We start from the raw sequence: 24,283 nt of genomic DNA, 5'->3' as shown, positions 1-24,283 counted from the left end.
TTTTAAAAAAGCAAGGGAGTAGTATTTTTACTACACACTTGTTTTTTTTTTTTTTTTGTTAACATCTATTTTGAACCTTGTTTTTTATAAAAAATACAAAGTTTTAATGGCAAAGGAGTTTAGCTTATGAATTATGAAAAAAAATTATAGTGTCGAGCGCATAAAAAATGCGTGAAAACATAAGCTAAAACTTTTTAGGACCAGATATAAAAGAATAAAAATAAGGGCCTGATATCTTAAAAACGATTTCATAAATACTCGAAAAAGGAAAATCGTTATACCAATTCTATTTTTATTATGTATTAGCATAGCTGCCATATCCGGATATTTTGTTTACCAAGTGAATGCCTCTAAAAAAGTTCAAATCAAAATAGTAGATGCTATTAATTTTGAAAAAGAAGTTAGTACATTCAACAATCAAACTTACATTTTCGAAGAAGATTTTTTGAAAGAATTTGAAAGCAAATTTTCTGAAAATGAAAGTATTAAGCAATTTGAAGTTCTCAAAAAAAGTCAAAATGAAGTAAGCAATAAATTAGTGGAATACGAAGCCATTTTTGAGTTAAATAATGGTTACGAGTGATCTGATAATTCTCCAGCAAAAAAAAGTTTTTCAGTTTTTGTTTTTTTTAATACAGATGTATTAATTGACAGTGACTTAGTTTTTGAAAATATAAAAGAAGTTTTAGATAACCAATACTTTGATTCAATAGAAACAGTCGTTCGAAAAATTTCGCAAATAAGTTTACCATCGGGAGTATCATTTGGAGAAATATCATACTTCAAAAATGATCAAGAAATATATGTAAATTTGCTCAAAGAAAAAAATTATTATTGGCTAGATAAGAGTTCTGAAAGTATAAAAACTTATATTTTCTATCAGAACAAAGATTTTAAAATATTTAAAAAAATACATTTTAGCATTATTAAAAATGAACTAGAAAACTTAATAGAATATTTAAATTCAGAGTCGCCAATATTAAGTGCTGATGACTTGGAAACGAGACTAAGTAGTAGATACAATAATGAAGCTGTATCAGAAGTTAGGATAAAAGATTTGGAAACTAATAATGAAGTTTTTAGTTTTGAGGTAATCCCAAAACTACAAGAAAATTATCAATACGAAAATAATATAGTTTCAAACCAAAGTTTTGAAATTATTATAGAAAAAGGAAAAAGTAAACATGCCGAAATGCTCTAAATGCTCAATAGAAAATGTGGGTCTAATTAATATATCCGTAGGAACTGAAGATTTGTATATAAAAACAGAGATGGTTCTATGCTGAAAATGTTTTAAAAAAGAATACAGAAAACACGATACAAAAAATGTATATATTTTCAAAAGAGAAGAAAAAAAATCTCTTAACAAAAAGAAAGCTTAGTTATTTAATTTGTATTAGAAATAACTAATATAAAAAGGAAACAAAAATGAAAAGTTTGAAATTATGTATTTTGGCAGTTTTCATTTTCATTGGAGTATATGGGTTAGTGATTTTTTATGGACTAAAAAATCAAGCCGATACAAAGATTAATATTGAAAACTTTAAAATTAAATTGGTAGATAGTTTTGGTAAAAAAACTTATAAAGCAAAAACCGGAAAGAATTCTCCAATATACGATATTGAAAAAAGTAACTGAAAAGAAGCCTCATTAAACGCAAAGTATAGTGACACATTTGTAGAAAAGTTTACACAAAAAGATGAGCCTATTTTAATCTACGATGTTCTAATAGAGGCAACACCAAATAACTATTATGCGTGAAACGATACAAACAATCCTTATGACACATTGACTTTTAGTATTAGCATCAAAATCGATGAGCGAAAAGTTATGTTTAAGGAAGAAGTTTTAGAAAGCTTTAAGCAAGACACCAATAATGTTGTCTTTGATTTGCAAGATAATAAATTTGATGACTTCATTTTATTAAAAAACAATAGTGATGAAAAAATTTCGTACAAATATCATGTTAACAAGAACTCTACAAAGAGAGAAGAATCTTTAGTAACGATTGAAGCTGCAATTAAAGACAAACAACGCTACGTTTGAGATGATGGTCTCTACGATAATTATGTTTTTGATTTATTAATAAAGTTTGATAATCGTAAAGAAATTGCTGTTGATGATATTGAAAAAGAGTTACAAAAATTTGATCAAAAACAATTTGAATCTGTTGAAGAAGCTATAAAGTTCTTCAGCGATATAACTTTATTTGATAACAAGGCATTTGTTACAAAAGTTGAATACAACATAAAACAAGATAAAGAAATATTCCTTATGAATCTGTCAATTATATTAGACAAAAATCACAAGTGAAATATCAACCCTGATGAGCTAATAAAGATTTTCAATATCGAAGTAATCGTAAAATCTTTTACAGTATCATTTGAAAGTTTAGACAAAGAAATAAATGAAATTACAAATCAAAAATTGTCAGCTGATCAAACTATATTTGAAATAGAGCAGACTCTTTATCAAAAAGAGTATCTTGTTCATTCATCAATTACAGTTTTGATTAATGAAGAAAATACAATTCAAATAGGATTTACTTTAAGTGAAGAATATAAATGAAAAAATGGGCAAAATAACAAAGTGGAATTGGAAAAGAATTACCAGTTTTACTAAGTATATAAAGGATAAAAATGAAAAAAATATTAACATTAATGGGGGCCGCTTCAATTGTTGCAGGAACAGCAATCGCAGCTCCAAAAGTAGCAAAAAAAATTGACATTTTGCAAAATAATAATGAGCAAAGTGAAATATCAAAAGCAAATGAAAAAAACACATTGACATTTTCAGAAGTTAAAAAACAAATTAACAATTTATCAAATATGACATACAACAGTTTTGATTTAGCCAAAAGTGCCTTTGAAAATCTTAGCAATAATTTCATGAAGGTAGAAGCTCAAATTAACGAAACCACAATTAAGGAAAACTCAAAAGCGAATGGTTATTACATTTTTGACATTAACGTCACTCCCATAAGCGAAAGCTCTTGAGAAAATGATGAAAAATCAACAATAAAATTTACAACAGCAGTAAAAGTTGATGAAAGAAATGTTTATACAGAATCTGAGGTTAAGGAAACAATTAGTTTATATTTGCAAAATAGCTTTGCGAAAAGTGGACCTAAAACAGTATTGGATGTTAAAAAAACACTTTTGAGAATTGCTAACTCAACAAATGATATTTTGCCTTCAAAAGACATCATTATAAATAAAATTGTGAGTGGTGACTTAAACGAGCAAGATATAAATCTGCCAGTAAATGAAGTAGTTAATTTTAGTATTAGTGTTTCTTTAAAAGATGACTTTAAATGAGAAGATACTAAAAATGGAGCCGTAAAAGTATTAGAAATTGAACAACGAGTTGACGGTAGAGAAGATATTGATTTTTCTAAAGAAGTTGAAGAAATCAAAGTGAAATTTCTTGAAGGACAGTACAATTCAGTTGATGAGTTTAAAAAAGAAATCGCTGCTCATAAATCTTTAAACAATAATGGAATTAGCTATTTGTTAAAGGAAAACTCTGACAATAATACTTCTGTTCCGATAGCATTAATTGATTCAACAATTGAAGCAACAATAGATGCTAAAAAATATAGATGATTGGGAGAACCTGATGATAATGGAAATAAGGAGTTCAAGCTAAATTCAGTCAAAATTGATAATCGAGTTGAGACATCTTACAAAGAAATTCAAAAACAAATAAATGATTTCATACTTAATAGTAATAAGCAGTATGAGTCTGCTCCAGAACTATACAATGACATTAACAAAAATTTAAATTTTGATGATAAAGGTGCAATAATTACAACTTTGGAATATGATGAAAAAACCAATACTCTAAAAATGTTCGTTATATTGAACCAAATGAATAAGTGAACTAATGCCGAGCCAGAACTTATTAATGGAACATCAAATACTGCCTCTTTTGAAATCAACAATATAACTTTTATTAATAAGAGTGTGAATCCGACAGCTTTATTGGAAGAGTTTTCAACATATATGAACGAGATGAGTAACATTGAAAATAATAATGACATTGAAGCAAAAGTTAAAACATATTTAGAAAATTCTAAATTTAAAGAGCAATTAGATTTAGTAGAAAATAGTATTAATATAGAAGGCGACTTTGAAAAAGAGTTGGAAGTTATTCTTTCAGTTTCATTTAAATTGCGAGATGAATTTAAATGAACTGAGGGTACGCAAACTGGAAATCAAATTGATATTACAAAGCTTTTATCAAAGTAAAAAGGAAAAAATAAAGTGAAATATATATTAAAAATTTTATATTCGAGTATTATTATCGCCCCGGCATCACTAAGTTTGTTTAGCACACAGATGGAACAGCAAAATGAAGGTACATCTACTGAGAAACAACTTCAAAAAGTCAGTTTTACAGATATTCGAAATCAGTTTATTGAAAATTTCAATGACACTAAAAGTTATGCGAATATAGATCAGGCAATTAAAGCAATCACTGACTTTCCAAAACTGGCAATGATCAATACGGTTATTGTTGAATCTGTTAATCCAATTTTTAGCAATTCATCTATTATTAACAACTATGTAGCATTTGATGTAAAACTAAGTTTGGTTGATAAAATAACAACAACTTGAGATGTTCCTGGTTATGAACAAACTTTTACACTAACTACTTACGTTGATAATCGCCATCTGATTAATGAAAAAGATTATGAAAAAAATTTAAACGAATATATAACCAAAGAACAAGACTTTTTCAAAAGTCCTCTTGAAGCCAAAAAACATATTTTAAAATACAATAAAAGTAGAACTAGTGACACTTTGATTACGAATATTGTTCCTGAAGAAAAAATTTCTGTGGAATCTGATAAAGTTTATAAGCAAAAATATGAGCTAACAATTATAGCCATGGATGGATATAAATGAGCATCAGACACGAGCATGATTAAAATAAGCGTTGTAGTTCAAATTGATAGTAGAGATTATGTAGATTCTGAAGAAGTTTATAATAACCTTCAAAAAAGTGTAGCGGAAACTTTTAATTCTGTTGCTAATGCTCAACAAGCAATTGAAAATTCCGCAAAAGCACTTGGAGTTAAGAATATTAAATCCGTTTACGAAGGCGAATCAAAAACAATATATGGCGATGTTATTTTTGCAGTCACAGTTTCAATTGAGGATGACTATAAGTGAAAAGACGGTAAAACTGAGGATAAGACATATAAAATTACAGCTTCGATTGATGAAAGAACTGTAATTAGCCTAGCAAATATTGAAAGCAGCTTAAATATATTTGTAAAATCTAAAGGACATTTGAGCAGTTCAGAAGAAGTGATTAGTGTGATCAAAAAATTCGAATATAGTGGAATTAAAAATATTAGAGCAGAAGTTTCTAAAATACATCAAAGAGAATTGACAGCAAATACTTTTAAAATCACTTTTGATCTTGATTTTGACTATAAGTTAAATGATAATGAAGAACCAACATTTTACAGTACCTTTAGTTATGCTCAATTAATTGATTTAAAAAATGCTGAAGCAGAACTTATTTCAAATCTTAAACTAAAAGAATTTTATGAAACGCCTGAAGAAGTTATTGAGCAAATTCAGCTTACAAGTATAACAGGTGTCAAGCAAATTGAAGTAAAAGAAGTTTCAAATAGTAAATCAGTTATTAATGCTACATTCAAAGTACAACTAACAGCTGATGAAGGGTATTTGTTTAGTGATATGAAAAATATAGCTGAAATTGAAGTAAATCAAAATTATGCAAAAATAATTAATACAGCAGATGTACAAGCAAAATTACAAGATCATTTGAATCAACTTAACTTTGAAAGAGAAGTCGACATTATAAATGAAATTGAGACAAGATTTGTATATCAAGGACTTGAAAATTTTAAAGTTACAAATTCTCGTAGTGCGGTTGCAAAAAGTTTAACAGTAACTTTTGATACAACAGCCGGATACCAAATGAATAAAAATAATTTGAAAGAAATTACAGTTGAAAAAGAATATGCTGTTATATTAGAAATTGCAAAAATTAAGGCAGATCTGGATAACTACTTAAGTGGTTTTCAATTTGAAACTTCAAATGCAATAGTTAATAAAATTGAAACAGAATTTAAATATACGGGAATTAAAAAGTTTACTGTAATTGAATCAACGTCATCAATAAACAAGCAATTTTTAGTCACAATTGAAACTGAAACTGGCTATACAACTGAAAAGGGCAGCGAGAACAAATTTGTTATTGAAAAAGAATATGCGATTTTGTTGGAAACTTCAAAAATTGAAACAAGTTTAAAAGATTATTTGGCCAACAAAAGCTACGAAACAGCTGAACAAATTGTCGCAGCAATTGAAACAGAATTTAAGTATAAGGGAATCGAAAATCTCAAAGCGACTTACTCAAAAGCAGCTGTTACAAAAACATTTGCAGTGACATTCGATACAGCAAATGGATATGCTCTTTTAAAGGGAAACTTAAATAGTTTCACTGTTGATAAGAGTTATGTAAAACGTATTGGAACTGACACTGTTTCTAACTCTGTAAAATCAAAAATAGGCGAACAAAGTTTTAAAGGCCGAAGCATATTCTTTGATTTCTTAATGAAAATTGATGATCCAATGTACAAAATAACTGACATTAAAATTAATGAGGAAAGTGAAACAAATTTTGAAATTGTATTTGAAACTAAGCCAGGTTTTGAACTTTTAAGTAACCAAAAAAATTCTTTCCAAATTGCTACAAATATAAATTATGAATATAAAGACATTCAGACAACAGATGTAAAAAATGATTTTTCCGTATCATACAATAATCAGCTTTATATCTTTTCAAATGAGGATGGAAAAACGGTCATTCATACTTATAATTCAAACCGAGAATATAAAGAAATCGGCACATTGAGCGAAACAACAAACATTGCAAAAGTATATAACAATAAAATTTACATTGGAGCAGCAAATGGAAAAGTGTACTCAATGGATAAGGACAATGAGATAAAAGCTCTTGATCAAGGGACAAGTAATAACAAGATTGTAAGTATGCAGATATTCAATAACAAGTTATACTTTTTAAGTTTAAATAGAAAAGCTTATACAATTGATTCAACAAATAAGGTTCAAGAAAAAAGTTGAGGGGGTAGTTATACAAGAACTATCTACAATATGTTAGCTACCGAAGATGCTATTTGATTTAATACAATAAATACCGACACATATCCAATGTTTTATGAGGACAAAAATAACTCACCAAACACAGGAACTATTAGAAATATAACTAGTCAAAATTTTGGTTCTATTAGAAAACAGTTTGCAGTAAGCGAAACATTTAAAGATGTCACTTTTTACTCAACTGGTATAGGAAATGATGGTGTTAGATCAATTGTTAATGGTGCTAGTTCAGCGAAAGAAGTAAGCAACTCACCAATTATAAATAAAATTAATGTACCTGCTACAAAATTTGTTCAATTGGGTAATAATCTATTTTTTAGCACAGAAAACTCTGCTAATATTTATCAGATAAAAGGTGATGCACTCTCAAAAGTTCAAAGCGCAACTTTTGCAGTTAACAAAAACTTTAATTCATTTGAAAATGTAATGGGTGAGTTATATTTCATTGGCGACAATTATATTGGAATTAGAGATTCTAATATAACGTTAAAAATATAGCTCTATGAATATAAAAAAATTATGATTATCTAATCATAATTTTTTTATATTCATAATACAATTCAAGATAACTTATATATAATATAATGAGCGATTAAATAATATACTTTGAATTAAAAAGACTAAAGTTAAATAGTTTAGCAAATTTTGTTGGGTGTTAATTTAGTTTTTATTTTGTCAATTTTTCAAAACTTGTGTTAAATTACAGTTACATTAATTTTTAAAAAATACTTAAATTTTTAGTAAATTTTAATATGTAATATGGGAATCAATAAAATACTAAAATACCTCACAAATTTGCAAATATTATTATGCTAAAAAGCCGAAAATCTGCTGTAATTCATGTACGAATATTAATTGAAGATGGGCGAAACACTTTTTAAAAATTTTTGTCAATTTTCTTAAGTACTTTAAAAATAAGAAAACCTTGTTTTGCTTCAATAGATAATAAATTAAAAATTACTGCACTTCTTAATTAATTATAAAATATTCAAGCGTAATAATTTGTAAAAATAGCGTGGATATAAGTTTTTTGGTTAAGACACTTGGAATATGAGTAATATTTATTTATACTTATAAAGTACATTATATGGCACCATGGCCAAGTGGCTAAGGCGTGGGTCTGCAACACCCTGATCGTCGGTTCGAATCCGATTGGTGCCTCCAATTTGTTAAAATATAGATAGCATTACGGTGCTATTTTTGTTTTTAAAATCATTAATATTTTTTAATTAATTTGTAAAAAACTATTGTATTTAATTCAAATGTTTTGCTATAATATAAAAGTCGCTAATAATGGCTTTGGTGACCAATAACAATGAAGGCATTTATTATACACGCGCCCGTAGATCAATTGGATAGATCGTTTGACTACGGATCAAAAGGTTAGGGGTTCGAGTCCCTTCGGGCGCACCACTTTTTATTAGAAACGCCAATTGATGTTGTTATTGAAGATTTAAATATTTATGATAACACCATTGTTATCGGGAAGTGGCTCAGCTTGGTAGAGCATTCGGTTTGGGACCGAAGGGTCGCAGGTTCGAATCCTGTCTTCCCGACCATTTAAATGGGCCCTTAGCTCAGCTGGGAGAGCACCTGCCTTGCACGCAGGGGGTCGACGGTTCGATCCCGTTAGGGTCCACCATTTTTATTATTATTTTTGGCGGGATAGCTCAGTTGGTTAGAGCGTTCGGTTCATACCCGAAAGGTCCCGAGTTCAAGTCTCGGTCCCGCTACCATTATTTATAAGGACCTTTAGCTCAGTTGGTTAGAGCATCCGGCTCATAACCGGACGGTCATTGGTTCAAGTCCAATAAGGTCCACCATCATTGAAATTAAAAATGTTGGTGATGTGGATACCGGACAAAATAATCACGGAAGATTACCCAAGTCCGGCTGAAGGGATCGGTCTTGAAAACCGAGAGTCGGGGAAACCCGAGCGGGGGTTCGAATCCCTCATCTTCCGCCATTTTAAAAACAAACAAGGTAACGCGGGGTGGAGCAGTTGGTAGCTCGTCGGGCTCATAACCCGAAGGTCGCAGGTTCAAGTCCTGTCCCCGCAACCATTTGGCCCCATAGCGAAGTTGGTTATCGCGCCTCCCTGTCACGGAGGAGATCACGAGTTCGAGTCTCGTTGGGGTCGCCATTAATGGTCGTGTAGCTCAGTTGGTAGAGCAGCAGATTGAAGCTCTGCGTGTCGGCGGTTCAACTCCGTCCACGACCACCATTGAAATATAAAATTAGTGACTGAGGTCACTTTTTATTTAACAATTTGAATTTTAAAAACAAACCATTATGTTGTATTTTTAAAGAAATAGGGTAAATAATTACTTTAGACAATAGATATTAGTTGGTATGCAAGTAGTTTTGGCTTTTTTAGCTAAAACTACTTGCTTTTTTTTTTTTTTTTTGAAAAAATATATATATTATACTGAAAGGCCAATGGTAGTGAAAAAGATATTTATATGAGCTACAACATTAACGGTTTTTTTGGCATCATTTTTGGGAGTTTTTGCATATTTCAATATTAGTCATATTAGTGGGCGTAATGTATATTTATCTGGATTTAAAAATCAGGGTCATGTGAATAACAATGACTATCATGCTTTCTTTGCTGATGAAGCCGATAATATGGCACTTTACAAGCCTACAGAACTATCAAAAGATATAAATAATGCAAAGTTTTATGGAAACTTTGACTCTTATAAGTATGCATATAAGCCTGATATAAATCTTAATGCTTGAAAAAATGATAATGTAAATACACAAATTGTTTTTACTAACAAAGTAGACATAGACAATGAAGGTGTTGAAATAAAAATTCAAAATGAAGAAGAACTAAGCAACAAAAAAGTTTATATAAAGTATGGATTCAATGATTTTGTCTATGCTTCAAAAAATTACAATAATAAACTAAGAATTTTAAACCCGTCTGGAGTTCATGAAACTTTATTAGTGCCTGAAAAAATGACAGAAAAAAAAGTACTTAACAATGTTGTGGCAAATAAAGTAAATGTTGCTTATTTTAGAATTCTGACAACTCCTCAAACAGAAGCACAGTCAGTAAAGATAAAAGTGAATATTGAAAAAAATGGCACAGTTCTTACAACTAACACAATTTATTTAAACATCAGTGAATATTGTTTACCAACTGAAGACTTTGAAACATCAGTTTTTGCCTTTTCAAATTTTTCACGAGCAGCTAACTATTGACAGCAAGGTCAAATCCCCAAAGAAATAAAAGATCCTACTAATCCTTTGGAATTCATAAATCATACATGACGTTATCTAGAAGAAGAATATAAGTATATGGCTCAAGTTCAAAAACATACATCGTTTATTTCAAATATTGTTCCAGTTATTGATCCATCAAATTTAGATAAATATTATTGAACATCAGAGTCAATTAATATGTCATTAATGGAATGAAGACGATCAGCGGATGGCAAAATTTACGCGACTGAAAGAAGCTGAGAGGCATTAAAATTTTATTTAGAAAAAATGTATGAAATAGGGATGCGAAAATTTTATATGCAAGGGTTTCAATCAAGCTGAGCTCTAAACTCAGATTCATTTTACGTTTATGATGAAGTTTTAAAAAAACATATCAAAATTCCATTTGGATCAGGAATTGAGGGTAATCAAAATATGAAAATGATTCTTGATCAAATTACTGAAAAACGTCAAAGCAAATTTATTGATACCCCTGATATGGAATACATTATTTATACTGATGAAAAATCAACTGTTGTTAATGCTGATATTATTGCATGACTAGACGAATATGACAAAACACGTTCAAATTACAAATTTGCAATGAGTGCATGAGAACGCGATATTGACTATAGTAACATTACTAAATTATATAATGCGGATATGATTTGAATTTACTTTTTAGATGTCTATAACGAAAATAACGCCAATTTTTCAGCCTTTGTAAAAGAACGAAAAAAACTTGGCAAACAAACTGGGCAGTACTTCTTAGATGCTGACAACTCGTTTAATTTGACAAGAGCTGAACCGGGAATAAACTCTTACTTATTATTAGCATTATCAAAAGAAAATGCTGGACATTATATGAAATATTCTTTAAATGCATGAAATCCAAAATTTGCTACTTGATCTTCAGACTATGAGGAACGTGATGAGTATGGAGGTCCAAAAGAAATTCAATATTTATCAGGAGATACATTATTAGCTTATCCCGCATATTCACCAGAAAATGCTCCTAAACAGGGCAACATTGAATTTATTCCAAGCGTTCGATTAGAAGCATTAATTCAAGGTTCAAACTTGGTCAAAAAGCTTAACTTTTTAAGAAGCAATAATTATATGTCAGAAAAGGAATACTACAAAATATATGAGAATATAGATATTCGAAATAAGAATTCCAAAATCATGAGTAACCAGAAGTTTAATTTAAACTATAGAGACACTAGTTTGCTTAACGAAATTAACAAAAATTTCAAACTGAATTCAAGCATTTTAAAAATGTTTTCACCAAAGGCTAAAAATGATGAAACTACCGCTTACAAAGTAATTCGCAATTACGTAGATACATTTAACAAGAAAGGATAGATATGACTAATTTTTATTCACTAATTACAGAGCTATTTCTTTTATTAGCACTAGTATTATTTGTAATTAGTTCTTTTTATCTTGGCGTAAATTTTATTAAATTTTGATTAGCAAAAGATGATAAAGAATTTTCATGGCCATTTTTATGTCTTACGATTGGTTTTGGCATTTTCATTATTGTAGCAATTATTAAAGGAAGTATATGAACATACTCTCCCACTTTTTTTGGATATGATATTACGAATGAGTATACTGTCAAAAAACAAATTGTATGATCTTTGATAGCTTTTAGCCTTGAACTGTTATTTATTGGCTATATTTTATTTTTTGACAAGTACTTTTTTTGCATAGTTAATGGTAACCAAGAGCCCAGAATTTGTGGTTCTAAGCCTCTTAAAAAATCAAAACGTTACTTTTTTAAAAAAACCAAAATTGCTCAAAAAATGGCAAGCCTAAACAAAATCAAAAATAAATAACAGAAACCTTAAAAGTAAAACTTATTTGACTTTTTGTTTTGTATTTTATCTTCACTGATTATAATGGAAAAAAACTCTAAAATTGATATGATTATATAGAAATATAGAAAATCATGAGGAACTTTATGGAAGTTATTATTGTTAAGGACAATCAGGAAGCAGGAACTGTAGCTGCAAATATTATTGCAGAAAGAATTAAACAAAATCCGAAAATTGTTTTGGGATTAGCAACAGGGTCCACTCCAATCACAACCTACCAAACTTTAGTGAAAAAGTGTCAAGAAGATAATTTGGATTTTAGCAGAATAACAACTTTTAATTTGGATGAATACAAAGGTTTACTGCCAACCCACGAACAGTCTTATCGTTATTTTATGAATCAAAATTTATTTGACCACATTAATATTAATAAAGCTCAAACTTTTATACCTTCGGGAATTGACCTACAAGATCCAGAACAATATGATAATAGTATTGAATCTGCAGGGGGAATTGATTTACAGTTGCTAGGATTAGGAGTTAATGGTCATGTCGGTTTTAATGAACCGGGGACAAGTTTTGACTCAAAAACAGCGGTTGTTGATTTGGCACAATCAACTATTAGTTCAAATTCTCGTTTCTTTTCTACTAAAGAAGAAGTTCCGACTCAAGCTGTATCTATGGGTTTAGCATCAATTATGAATGCAAAAGAGATACTTTTAATTGCTACAGGATCAAATAAAGCAGAGGCTGTTTATCATTTAGTAAAAGGCAAAGTTACTGAACAATGACCATGCTCAATTTTACAAAAACATTCCAATACCACAATTATTATTGATAAAAAAGCAGCAAGTTTGCTAGAAAAATAATATTTTTAATATTATTTTAAGAGGGTATAATAATGCTTAGAACTAATAAAAAAAAGATATTATATATAAATAATTTTGAAACTCCTTTGGGAGAAATGATAAGTATCACTGATAATAATTATTTGTTTTTTTTAAAATTTCGTAATCAAATAAACGAGATTCCAAAGTTTAAGAAATTTGAGCAAGGTTTTCAAACAACATTAAAACAAGCAACCACAAAAATTTCGCTTTTGGTTGAAAAAGAAATTAAAGAGTATTTTATAAATCCTAAAAAAATATTTACTATTCCAATCTTTTACCAGGGAAGTGAATTTCAAATACAAGTTTGGAATCAACTGCTGCTAATTAAGTCGGGTATGACTTTAAGTTATCAAGAATTAGGACTAAAAATTAAAAAACCAAATGCACAAAGAGCAATTGGAAATTGTGTTGGAGCAAACCATTTTACAATTATTGTTCCTTGTCATCGGGTGATTCGTAGTAATGGGCAACTTGGCGGATATAATGGTGGAATTGAGCGAAAGCGTTGATTATTAGATTACGAAAAAAGCAAAGAAGATATTCTTCAAGATTAAAGAAATATTTTGAGTTATCGTAAACATGATGTTGCAAAAAAAGAATGAAAATTTAAAAAGCACATCATAATAATTAGTGTGCTTTTTAATACTCAACTTTATTTTTTCAGAAAAATAGTTTATTTGTTTTTATATGATATATTTGACAGTTAGTATACTAGTTATTTTTTGCTGATCTATATTTTTTTAATGCTATCAAAAAAATAAATGGATTGAGACTAAAAAAACTTAATCAAAATATTTTTTTAGGTTTGTTTAAGTATTTAGAAATTACAAAACATATTATTTCAAAAATAGAGACTGTTATCATTGTTATCATTATAAAAATATTTGAATAAACATAGCCATCAAAGATTGAAAACTTTTCGTCAACAACATAATCTTTTAACTGGTATTTTAACAATAGTAAAATAATAGAACAAACAATTGATGTTGAAAAAATCATTAATAAAAAACTAATAAAATCGCTGAAAGTATACTTTGCAGAACTAAAAAAGTTTTTGCTTAAAATCCTTGCGTGTAAATACAAAAGAATAAAGTCTATTAGAATAGTCAATGTAATATTAAGTATTATGAATTTAACATATTTTAGTAATGAATAATTTATACTCAAAATAATTTTAATAGCTACAAGGCTAACTATTACTAAACTTAAAATATTGAGCATAATGTCATAATACATAACTTTGGAGTTAGTTAAATTTGAATCAAGTTTTATTTTTTTAATAAGAAACCAGTATCACATGTAATTAAGCAAAAATGATAGACCTGTTATTACAAAGGGCGATAATATCTTGAAATAAACTGAAGCATCAAAAACTAATGCAAAAATTAAATATTCTAAAAAATTTAGAGATGTTAAAATACTTAAATTCAGTAGGGAATTGACTTTTAATTTATTGGTCATAGCATCCTGTCATTATTCCAATTCACAACATTCTAACAACAACTCCACTACTATTTTCTCAAAACTTTTTAGCAACCAAGCATGTTGCTATTTCAAGCAATATTGCCCCTCCTAAAATAATTCCACCCTTTAGTACCTTTGGTAGAAATATTTTAAGTAACTTTACAACTGTACCTACTGAAACTCCTTTTGTAGGATTTAATCCAGGATTGCCATTTAGCTTCAAGGTTTCTCAGTCGAAGAAAATTTTATAACCTCATCAGTAATATTCAACATCATTTCTTGGAGATGAATATTGACTTAAAATTTTGTATGTAGATTCATTTTCTGACAAGTATTTTAAAAGTTTTTCAACTTTAAGAGTGTTAGACAGTTCACCGTTTTGCTCTAAATAAAGTTTTCTATTAAAGTCAATAATATCAATGTCTTTGGCATTTTTTAGTGTCACATTTTTTCTTTCAATATTGTTAATAGAATTGTTAAAATATAATAATGGCGAAATACTTAATCCTATTGCAGAAGAAAACATTAATAATGTTTTTGGCATAAAGTCTCTCCAAATCACCGCCCGCCCGCCCAATTAATTGATGTGTCTGTTCTCAATTAAATTATCTCTCTAAAATTCTAAACTATAATTTTATTAATGAACTCAAAACTGATTGTAGCTTTTTTAAATACCTATTTGATAAATAAATATTAAATCAATCCGTTATATGGCAGCAAGAGAAAAATCTAATGAAGATCCAAGGCGTTAAATTTCATTAGACATCTATTTTTGCATGTAAAGTCATTTGAACTTTTACAAATAAAAGTGAAAATGGTCAAGCAGTAATTGAGCCTTTAGAATTTGCATTTAATATAACTAAAATGCTTCATATTTTGGATTAAAATGTTCCAACTTTTTTTATTATAAAATATTTTAAGAGTAACGAGGTCGTTGAAGAATTTAAATATAATTAATAGGTAATAAAAAGTTATTATCGAAAAATAATTTCCTAAATAAAATAATTTAATCAAAATTAGAAAGATAGTCTAAATAGGAAAGAATTTGTCATTGTTAATAAACGTAGAGAAAATAGCTACAAATTCGCTGGTATAAAAATTTAAATATATGGTTTTGCAGGACAAAAAATAACCGCTACTTGTATACTTACAGATGAAAATATATTATTTAAAAAAGCTGTAAAATAATTTGAGATTAAGTTTGGTAAAATGTATCAAAATATTGCTAATATGTTGATTTGTAAAATATTTAACTAAAGAAGTATATGAAAATTTACTCTTTAGGTAGTATCAAGTAAAAGTCTGAAAAATTTAATTTAAAAGTAAATATTAAAAAGGACAAAATATTTTACATCAATACTGATCATACTTTTCCAAAAATATTTAACTTACTCCTAAGACTTTTAGAGATCAAAAATAAGATTTGTAGGTTTTAATTGATTGATTAGTTCCTCATAAAATTTTAAAGAGATTATTTTGTTTAATTCAAGTATACATGCAAAAATGCTGATCGATAAATATATTAAAGAATACCCTTTATTCATGTATTGATGGTAAATATTTAAATAACTAAGAATTGTTGCGTAACGAAATTAATAAATGAGATAACTCATTTTGTAAAATTTCTTTTAATAATTAGTAGCAATAAAAAATATAATTCTTGAAAAATAAATATTTTCTACTAATTAAGAAATAAAATGATTTATATTTACAGGCTTTTAAACAATTAATTTCCAAAAGAAATCTATAAGTTATATAATCTATAAGAAAGTCAAAATATAGAGGGAATATTATTATGAGAAATAAAGTTATTTTTGGGAATTGAAAAATGAATGGAACAAATGCTGCTGTTAAGGAGTTTTTAAAAGCAGTTGATCAAAGTGCTAATAATAGCGAAGTTATTGCAGGATTAGGATTACCTTTTACAGCATTATCAACAGGAATTACAAATGCAAAAAACGTTAAAATTGCTGCTCAAAATGTCCACTTTGAAAAAAACGGAGCATTTACTGGTGAAATCTCAATTGAAATGTTGCAAGAAATTGGAGTTGAATACGTAATTATTGGACATTCAGAAAGACGTGAAATGTTTAATGAAACTGATGCAACAGTTAATGCTAAAGCAAAAGCTATTTTACAAGCAAATATGATTCCACTAGTATGCTGTGGAGAAACATTGGCAACAAAAGAAGCTGGAAAAACGATTGAATGAGTAAATGGACAAATTAAAGCTGCCTATGAAGGAATAACAGCAACTGATGCCATTAAAACAATTATTGCTTATGAGCCAATTTGAGCAATTGGGACAGGTAAAACAGCAACTAGTCAAGATGCTGAAGAAGTATGTAAAGCGATTCGTCAAAACTTGGCAACAATTTATAATCAACAAACAGCTGATCAAATTACAATTCAATATGGTGGATCAGTAAAACCAGATAACATTAAAGAATTAATGTCAATGCCAAATATTGACGGAGCTTTAGTTGGTGGAGCATCACTATTAGCAAACGATTATTTAGCATTAGTTAACTATAATAAATAATCTAGTTAGGAAAATTTCGATGAACAATATTAAATTATTAGTATTAGATATGGATGGAACAAGTTACTATAAAATGGGAGAAATCGTGCCAGACAATATTGAGCCAATTAAAAAGGCCCAAGACCAAGGAGTTGGTGTAATGTTTGTAACAGGACGCCCAGTATTAGCAAAGCAAAATAATTTAGAAGGCCACGGGTTGGTTCGTAACCACGCAATCATTGCAGGCTGTAATGGTGCTTGTATTTATGATTTGCAACAACAAAAAGTTTTGGCATCTAATCCAATTGATGCAAAGGATGCGCAATATGTTTTTGAATTAGCAAAGCAACCTGAATTTGCTGGAACACAAATTTGAGGATATGTTGATGATTTGAAAAATGTTGTCGTTCAATATCGTAACGACAAAATGTATTTTGGAGAAGCAGAATTTTTTGATGGAAAAATTCAGCAATATGATGAAGTTTCTAAAAATTTTGATTTTAAGTTTTTTAAATTATTAGCACTAGGAGCAAAACCAGGATTTGTTCAAAAATTAAGAGAACAAACTAATCTTGAAATTGCTTCAGGAGATGATGTTGTAGCAGAAATTAACGCTACCGGAATTAATAAACGTTTTGCGCTTGATTGGTTTAGTGAATACCTAAATATTCCAATTGCTAATATGATGGCTGTTGGAGATGGAATGAATGATTATTCAATGATTAAACACGCCGGAATTGGCGTGGCAATGTCAAACTCAGTTCAAAATATTAAAGATATTGCTGATCTTTATATTGATATTCATGGACATGATGCAGCAGTTAAGCATTTAATTGAAAAATATATTTTAAAATAGAAGAAGAGAGAAATACAATGCAAGTTAAAAAACCCGTAATATTAGCAATTTTAGATGGTTGAGGGATTGAGGTTCAAACTCCTGGAAATGCCATTGCCAATGCTGATATGAAATTTGTAAAAGAAATGTTAACAAAATATCCGCATGTTGAAGCTCATGCTTCAGGAGAATGAGTTGGTTTACCAGAAGGTCAAATGGGAAATTCTGAAGTTGGCCACATTCATTTGGGAGCAGGTAGAATTAATTTTGAGTCTTTAGCAAAGTTAAACAATGAAGTTAAGACTAATAAAATTGCTACAAATCTAGAATATGTTGAGGCATTTAAATATGCACAATCTAATAATGGAGCTTTGCATCTAATGGGACTATTCTCAGATGGAGGAGTTCACGCTCATATGAATCACATGATTGCAATTTATAAAGCTGCAGTAGCATTTGGCTTGACAAATATCAAGTTTGATTTGATTACTGATGGAAGAGATACAGCTCCCACAGTGGTTAAAGAATATGTTGCCAAGCTGCTAAATGAGATTAAAGCAAATAATGAAATTGGAGTAATTTCATCAATTAATGGTCGTTATTATGCAATGGATCGTGACAAGCGCTTTGAACGTAGTGCAGAAGCCTACAAAGCAATTGTTACTCGTGATAATATAAAATCGTTTACCGATCCAATTGCCTACATTGAATCTCAGTATGCATTAGGAAAAGATGATGAAATGATTGATCCTGCTTTTAATATCAATGATGTTAATGGACAATTAAAAGCCGGAGATGCAATGATCTTTACTAATTTTCGTCCTGATCGCGCGATTCAAATAGCATCAATAATGACTAATCCTGGATATGATGCTTGAAATGATGAGGCATTTACAGCTTTACCTTTTATTGGTAACTCAATTCATTTTGTTTCAACAATGAAATATGCTGATTCAGTAATTTCACCATTTATTGCTTATCCACCACATCCTTTGGATAATACTTTAGGGCAATATATATCTAAATTAGGATTAAAGCAATTACGAATTGGCGAGACTGAGAAAATTGCTCACGTAACTTTCTTTTTTGATGGAGGAAATGATTACTTCAAAAATGGAATTGCAGCTCCTGAAGAAGTAACATTACCGGGAGCAAGCATTGATTTGATTGCTTCTCCAAAAGTGGCAACTTATGATTTGAAACCAGAAATGGCCGCTGTCGAAATTACTGATAAGCTGTTAGAAGAGGTTGACAAAAATGAATTTGATTTAATAGTTTTAAACTTTGCAAATTGTGACATGGTGGGACATACTGGAAATAATCAAGCAACTGTTGAGGCAGTTAAAATACTAGACTTACAGTTAAAACGAATTCATGATGAATTTGTATTAAAACACAATGGGGTAATGGTTATTACAGCAGATCACGGGAATGCTGAAATTATGTTGGATGCTCAAGGCGGACCAAATAAAAAACACACTACATCTTATGTACCAATTATTGTTACTGATTCTTCAATTGAATTAGTTCAACAAGATGCTGCGATTGCAAAAGTGGCACCAACGATATTAGAAATCATGGGACTGGAAATTCCAAGTGAAATGACTCAACCTTCAATGATTAAAAAATAGTTAACAGTTTAAAAGGACTCATCAAGTTTCATGAGTCCTTTTTATTTTTTTTATTCGGGAATTAGATTATCGCAAGTTTCAGTTTCAACTAACTGTTGTAAGTTGGCAAAGGAAACCTCTGCCATATTTTTGACAGCTTCATCTGTTAAGTAAGCAATATGAGGAGTTATTAAAATACGTGGATAAAGCTCAATAGCTTCTTCTAAAACTGGAACAATTTCTCTTAATTGATCGCTGTCGAAACTTTTATGAATCAAGCGCTCTTCGTAATCAAAAACATCAGCTGCATATCCTCAAAGTTTATTATCTTTGACAGCCTTACAAACAGCTTCAAGATCTACTAAGTTTTTGCGAGCAACGTTAATTAGAGTAGCTCCATTCTTCATTTTGCTTATTAACTTTGCATTAACAAACTTCTCATTTTGGCCCTTTATATATGGAATATGAAGCGAAACTAAGTCAGATTTTGTCAGTAAAGTATCTAAATCGGTATAAACCAAATATTCTTTGGATTTCTCATTTTCATAAATGTCATAACCTAAAACAGTTGCTCCGACACTAGCTCAATATTTTGCTGTTTCATAACCAATCTTGCCAGTACCAATAATTCCAATTACAGAATTTCTAAATTCCTTTGCAAGCATTGAATTATCAATTTTAAAATTGCGATTGGCAGTTTGATTACAGATATAAGCTGTTTTTCTCAGCATTGAAACTCCTGCTGCAAAACCAAGCGAGGCAACTGCAGTTGGAGAGTAGGCAGGAACTCTACCAATTTTGTAACCAAGTTTTTTTGCAACTGGCAAATCAATATGATCAAATCCTGCTGTTCGAGTAACGATATATTTAACACCTTTATTTTTAAAAAACTGTAAATTTTTGGCATTGGCGTCACAGTTGACAAATAAAACAATTGCATCAAGACCTTCTGGAAGGTCATTAACATTTTCATCATTTAATAACTCAGATTTAAAAATTAACTCATTATTGTAAGGTTCATTAGCTTTTTTAAAAACTGGAATTTCAGATTTAATTACTCCATAACATAATATTTTCATAATATCTCCTTTGTATATCAAAATTTTACTTTCATTTAATAACTCATTTGATAAACTCAGAGAGTTTTGAATTTCAAACACCAAATAGTTTTTCAAAATGCGCTTTTTAGTAAAAAAATCATTATTTTGGATTTAAAAAGCATATTATATTAATAACCAAGGAAGGTGAGCACAATGAAAAATTTTCAATTATTAACTAATCAGCAAAAAGTTGTAATGCTAAAAGAACTTTTGGGGGACAAAGGGATTATAATTTTCTTTTATCCAAAAGCAAAAACGGGATTATGCTCGTTAGAAGTTCAACAATATCAAAAATTTTTGGCTGTTTTTGAAAGTATGGGATTTAATGTTATTGGTGTTAGTCAAGATAAAGCAGATTATAACAATGAATTTTGTGGAGAGTTTGCATTAGAATATCCATTAATTTCCGATCAAAACCAAGAATTGATTAAAGCTTTTAATTTATCAAGCGAAATTATTGATTTAGGTGGTGAACAGTTTGAAAAATTTGAGCGTTCATCATTTGTATTAAATAACAAACTTGAAATTATTAAAGAATTTAGAGATGTTGAGCCAACCAAACATGTTCGCGAAATTATTGAGTTTTTAGAAACAATATAATAGTTGTAAATAGCAAAAAATAGTCAATTTAAGTTGACTATTTTTTTATTTTAAAAACTTTCAGTGGTTTTTTATTCAATTTACAAGTTATAATAAGTTAAGTAAGAAAGAGGTGATAGTTTATGGCATCAAGTCCTTTACCGGCTTCCGACAGTCCGGAGTCCCGTACCAGCATAAGTAAATTATTGAATAATACTATAAATTATCTATCGATTTCAAAATCTATAAATAGTTTTTAATTTTATTCAATTCTTAAAAATAAGGAGAAAAATGATTAAAAACAAATCAAAAAGAGCTCCTGATAAAATCAAAAATGTCTTTCCAAATGAAAAAGTTTTGCACAATTTTTCAACATTAGATCAAACTCAAATCTTGAAGGAGTTTAATTTAGTTAACTTTGGATTAACAAATGAAGAATATAAAGAACGCCTTGAAAAATATGGTAAAAACGAATTGGACAAATCACGTTTTAGCTGATTTTCAGAATTTATTAAAGCATTTTTTGGACCATTTAATATTATTTTAATGTTAATTTTGGCATTTAATGTTATTAGCTTTTCGACTGGAAATTTTGGAACAGAAGAGGGTGGACCAGAAATTTTTGATTATATCGGAGTAGTTATCATTGCTACAATGATTATTAGTAGTGGGACTATGTCATTAGTCCAATCAGCAAAAAGTTTTTTTATTACTAAAAAACTAGGAAATATTGTAAATAATAAAGCAACAATTATTCGTCATCAAAATGATGATCAATTAAATGTGTATACAACTGTTAGTCAAACAAATCAACTGGGTTTAATTAAATTGGGAGAAGAAATTGATGTTCGTGAATTAGTACCTGGTGATTTAATTTATTTATCAAGTGGTGATATGATACCAGCAGATGTAAGAATTATTCGTTCAACAGATTTATTTATTAACCAATCTTCATTAACAGGAGAATCAATGCCTGTTGAAAAACATGCTGAAAATTCAGTTGATACTGAAAATATTTTAGATTTAGAAAATATTTGTTTTACAGGAACAAGCGTAATTTCAGGTTCTGCAATTGCAATTGCAGTTGGGACAGGAAGAAATACTTATTTCTCAACAATTAGCAAATCAATTATGGAAAAACGCCCAGTTTCTTCTTTTGAAAAAGGAGTAAGAAACGTTACTAGAATGCTAATTATTTTTATGTTAGTTATGATTCCAATTGTATTAACAATTAATGGAATTACTTGAACTTTAAATGGTAAAGATGCAAGTGAAGCTTGAATTACTGCAACATTGTTTGCTGCATCAGTAGCAGTTGGACTAACTCCAGAAATGTTACCAATGATTGTAACTACAAACTTGGCGAGTGGAGCTGCACGTATGGCCAAAAATAAAGTTGTTGTTAAAAAATTAGAATCAATTCAGTCATTGGGTTCAATTGATATTCTGTGTACTGATAAAACTGGAACTTTAACAAATGACAAAATTGAATTAATTGATTTTGTAACAACTGATAAAAAACGTGACGAGAGACTATTAAAATTATTGTATATTAACAGTTATTTTCAAACAGGTTTAAAAAACCCAATGGATAAAGCTGTGATTGATTATATTGCTAATAATAGTCAAATAAATTCAAACTTTTTAGACTCAGTTACTAAAATTGATGAAATTCCTTTTGATTTTAATCGACGCAAACTAACAATTGTTTTTAAAACTGATGAGGTTGGAACAACAATGGTTACTAAAGGGTCAGTTGAAGAAGTAATTGAATCATGTACAAAAGTTTACTACCAAGGAAAAGTTGTTGATTTAGATGAAGATTTAAAACGTCAAATGCTAGCGTACAATGATTCAATCAATGAAGAAGGAAAGCGTCTATTGGGAATTGCTTATAAAGATATTACTGATGGTAAAACTACATTTAAAGTTGGTGATGAATCAGAGTTAGTTTTCTTTGGATTTGCATCATTTTTAGACACACCAAAACCATCAGCAAAAAAAATGATTAAGCTGCTTGATAAATATGGTGTTCAACTAAAGATTTTAACAGGTGACAATGAACATATAACACGCTCAATTTGTAAAATGGTGGATTTAAAAATCTCTGGATTGGTAACAGGAAAAGAGATTGATGAAGCCAATGAAATTCAATTGCGACGTATGGTTGAGGAAAATAATATTTTTGTCAAATTGAATCCGTTGCAAAAAGTTAAGATTATTAAAGTTTTGAAACAAAATGATCATATTGTTGGATTTATGGGAGATGGAATTAATGATGCTCCAGTTCTTCGTCAATCAGATGTGGCAATTTCAGTTAACAATGCAACTGATATTGCTAAAGATGCGTCAGATATTATTTTATTGGAAAAATCATTATTAGTTCTGGAAAAGGGAATTGTTCAAGGACGCACAATTTTTGGAAATATTCTTAAGTATATGAAGATTACAACTGCTTCAAATTTTGGAAATGTTTTATCAATGTTAATAGTGGCTCCATTGCTAGCCTTTTCACCAATGGAACCAATTCAACTATTGTTCCAAAACTTATTATATGATCTATCACAATTTGCAATTGCATTAGATAGAGTTGATGACACCTTTGTGGCAAAACCTCAACGATGAAATGCGAAATCCTTAGTTCCATTTACATTGATTAATGGACCAGTAAGTTCTGTGTTTGATTTAGTAACATTTGCTATTGCTGGATTTGGATTAGGATACATTGGAGATTACAATAATGCTAATGGTAACCTAGAAGCGATGGCTCAAGCAAAAGCGCAATTTAATGCTTCATGATTTGTTGTTGGATTGTTAACACAAGCATGAGTAGTACAAATTATGAGAACTGAAAAAATTCCATTTATTCAATCACGTGCTCCATGACCAGTGATGCTGTCTACTGGAATTGTGACTGGATGTGCCTTTGTGTTTGCATTTACACCAGCAGCAACATTATTGAAAATGCAATCTCCACCACTATGATACGCACCAATTGTTTTAGGTATTTTATTGTCATACGTAGGATTAGCTCAAGCTGTTAAAGTTGGGTATATTAAAATTTATAAAAGCTGATTATAAAATAAATAAG

16 protein-coding genes and 10 tRNA genes are annotated in these 24,283 nt (G+C 29.3%); 23 read left to right on the top strand and 3 right to left on the bottom strand.

Translation table 4 applies throughout. From position 1 onward, the window contains the following. The first annotated feature begins 133 nt into the window (after positions 1–133). From CXP39_RS03230 to CXP39_RS03140, 18 genes are all read left to right on the top strand, one after another. Positions 134–1,201, top strand: a complete 1,068-nt coding sequence (locus CXP39_RS03230; protein WP_027048603.1) for a hypothetical protein — start codon at positions 134–136, stop codon at positions 1,199–1,201. Between the two features lie 227 nt (positions 1,202–1,428). After that, positions 1,429–2,622, top strand: coding sequence for a hypothetical protein (locus CXP39_RS03220; protein ID WP_027048601.1), 1,194 nt, complete (start codon positions 1,429–1,431; stop codon positions 2,620–2,622). A gap of 17 nt (positions 2,623–2,639) precedes the next feature. Continuing rightward, a complete protein-coding gene (locus tag CXP39_RS03215; protein ID WP_027048600.1) occupies positions 2,640–4,250 on the top strand; it encodes a hypothetical protein in 1,611 nt (536 codons plus the stop codon). Positions 4,251–4,340: 90 nt separating this feature from the next. Beyond that, positions 4,341–7,661 carry a PQQ-binding-like beta-propeller repeat protein gene (locus CXP39_RS03210; RefSeq protein ID WP_157055062.1) on the top strand — a complete coding sequence of 1,107 codons (3,321 nt, stop codon included), beginning with the start codon at positions 4,341–4,343 and terminating at the stop codon, positions 7,659–7,661. Positions 7,662–8,252: 591 nt separating this feature from the next. After that, positions 8,253–8,327: transfer RNA gene (locus tag CXP39_RS03205), tRNA-Cys, on the top strand. Between the two features lie 172 nt (positions 8,328–8,499). Then, positions 8,500–8,576: transfer RNA gene (locus tag CXP39_RS03200), tRNA-Arg, on the top strand. A 69-nt stretch (positions 8,577–8,645) separates the two neighbouring features. Further along, positions 8,646–8,722, top strand: a tRNA-Pro gene (locus CXP39_RS03195). Between the two features lie 7 nt (positions 8,723–8,729). After that, positions 8,730–8,805, top strand: a tRNA-Ala gene (locus tag CXP39_RS03190). 17 nt (positions 8,806–8,822) lie between these two features. Then, positions 8,823–8,899: transfer RNA gene (locus CXP39_RS03185), tRNA-Met, on the top strand. A gap of 10 nt (positions 8,900–8,909) precedes the next feature. Beyond that, a tRNA-Ile gene (locus tag CXP39_RS03180) sits at positions 8,910–8,986 on the top strand. A gap of 50 nt (positions 8,987–9,036) precedes the next feature. Continuing rightward, positions 9,037–9,129: transfer RNA gene (locus CXP39_RS03175), tRNA-Ser, on the top strand. Between the two features lie 21 nt (positions 9,130–9,150). After that, a tRNA-Met gene (locus CXP39_RS03170) sits at positions 9,151–9,226 on the top strand. 3 nt (positions 9,227–9,229) lie between these two features. Beyond that, positions 9,230–9,306 (top strand) — tRNA-Asp (locus CXP39_RS03165). A gap of 5 nt (positions 9,307–9,311) precedes the next feature. After that, positions 9,312–9,387: transfer RNA gene (locus CXP39_RS03160), tRNA-Phe, on the top strand. Positions 9,388–9,608: 221 nt separating this feature from the next. Further along, positions 9,609–11,738, top strand: coding sequence for a glycoside hydrolase domain-containing protein (locus tag CXP39_RS03155; RefSeq protein WP_157823750.1), 2,130 nt, complete (start codon positions 9,609–9,611; stop codon positions 11,736–11,738). A 2-nt stretch (positions 11,739–11,740) separates the two neighbouring features. Continuing rightward, entirely contained in the window at positions 11,741–12,214 is a 474-nt protein-coding gene (locus tag CXP39_RS03150) for a hypothetical protein (RefSeq protein WP_027048597.1), read from the top strand. Between the two features lie 125 nt (positions 12,215–12,339). Further along, on the top strand, positions 12,340–13,062 hold the full coding sequence (gene nagB / locus CXP39_RS03145) for a glucosamine-6-phosphate deaminase (protein ID WP_027048596.1): 723 nt from the start codon (positions 12,340–12,342) through the stop codon (positions 13,060–13,062). Between the two features lie 32 nt (positions 13,063–13,094). Continuing rightward, complete coding sequence (locus CXP39_RS03140; RefSeq protein ID WP_051591904.1) at positions 13,095–13,637, top strand: methylated-DNA--[protein]-cysteine S-methyltransferase; 543 nt, start codon at positions 13,095–13,097, stop codon at positions 13,635–13,637. Positions 13,638–13,794: 157 nt separating this feature from the next. Here the strand turns inward: CXP39_RS03140 and CXP39_RS03135 are convergent, their stop codons facing one another. Together CXP39_RS03135 and CXP39_RS03130 are read right to left on the bottom strand one after the other, a co-directional pair. Next, on the bottom strand, positions 13,795–14,544 hold the full coding sequence (locus CXP39_RS03135) for a hypothetical protein (RefSeq protein ID WP_027048595.1): 750 nt from the start codon (positions 14,542–14,544) through the stop codon (positions 13,795–13,797). Then, the gene (locus CXP39_RS03130; RefSeq protein WP_027048594.1) at positions 14,534–15,091 is read right to left on the bottom strand and encodes a hypothetical protein; all 558 of its coding nucleotides are present in this window, start codon (positions 15,089–15,091) and stop codon (positions 14,534–14,536) included. Before CXP39_RS03130 ends, CXP39_RS03135 begins: the two co-directional genes overlap by 11 nt. Before the next feature lie 1,251 nt (positions 15,092–16,342). On the opposite strand from CXP39_RS03130, the gene tpiA reads away from it, so the two are divergent. Genes tpiA through gpmI form a run of 3 tightly spaced genes read left to right on the top strand, consistent with a single transcriptional unit; the run spans position 16,343 to position 19,534 of the window. Continuing rightward, positions 16,343–17,089, top strand: coding sequence for a triose-phosphate isomerase (gene tpiA, locus CXP39_RS03125; RefSeq protein ID WP_036256569.1), 747 nt, complete (start codon positions 16,343–16,345; stop codon positions 17,087–17,089). 19 nt (positions 17,090–17,108) lie between these two features. After that, positions 17,109–17,924: a Cof-type HAD-IIB family hydrolase gene (locus tag CXP39_RS03120; RefSeq protein WP_051591903.1), complete on the top strand. Its 816-nt coding sequence runs from the start codon at positions 17,109–17,111 to the stop codon at positions 17,922–17,924. Between the two features lie 17 nt (positions 17,925–17,941). Beyond that, positions 17,942–19,534, top strand: a complete 1,593-nt coding sequence (gpmI, locus tag CXP39_RS03115; protein WP_027048591.1) for a 2,3-bisphosphoglycerate-independent phosphoglycerate mutase — start codon at positions 17,942–17,944, stop codon at positions 19,532–19,534. Between the two features lie 50 nt (positions 19,535–19,584). Here the strand turns inward: gpmI and CXP39_RS03110 are convergent, their stop codons facing one another. After that, the gene (locus CXP39_RS03110; protein ID WP_036256568.1) at positions 19,585–20,592 is read right to left on the bottom strand and encodes an NAD(P)-dependent oxidoreductase; all 1,008 of its coding nucleotides are present in this window, start codon (positions 20,590–20,592) and stop codon (positions 19,585–19,587) included. 174 nt (positions 20,593–20,766) lie between these two features. Here CXP39_RS03110 and CXP39_RS03105 point away from each other — a divergent pair, with 174 nt between their 5' ends. Together CXP39_RS03105 and mgtA are read left to right on the top strand one after the other, a co-directional pair. After that, positions 20,767–21,213, top strand: a complete 447-nt coding sequence (locus CXP39_RS03105) for a peroxiredoxin (RefSeq protein ID WP_027048589.1) — start codon at positions 20,767–20,769, stop codon at positions 21,211–21,213. A 270-nt stretch (positions 21,214–21,483) separates the two neighbouring features. Next, on the top strand, positions 21,484–24,273 hold the full coding sequence (mgtA, locus tag CXP39_RS03100; RefSeq protein WP_027048588.1) for a magnesium-translocating P-type ATPase: 2,790 nt from the start codon (positions 21,484–21,486) through the stop codon (positions 24,271–24,273). Positions 24,274–24,283: the final 10 nt, after the last annotated feature.

This window comes from Mesoplasma syrphidae, assembly GCF_002843565.1.
In the GTDB taxonomy this organism is placed as follows: Bacteria; Bacillota_I; Bacilli_A; order Mycoplasmatales; family Mycoplasmataceae; genus Tullyiplasma; species Tullyiplasma syrphidae.
This window is presented reverse-complemented; position numbering and strand designations above follow the sequence as displayed.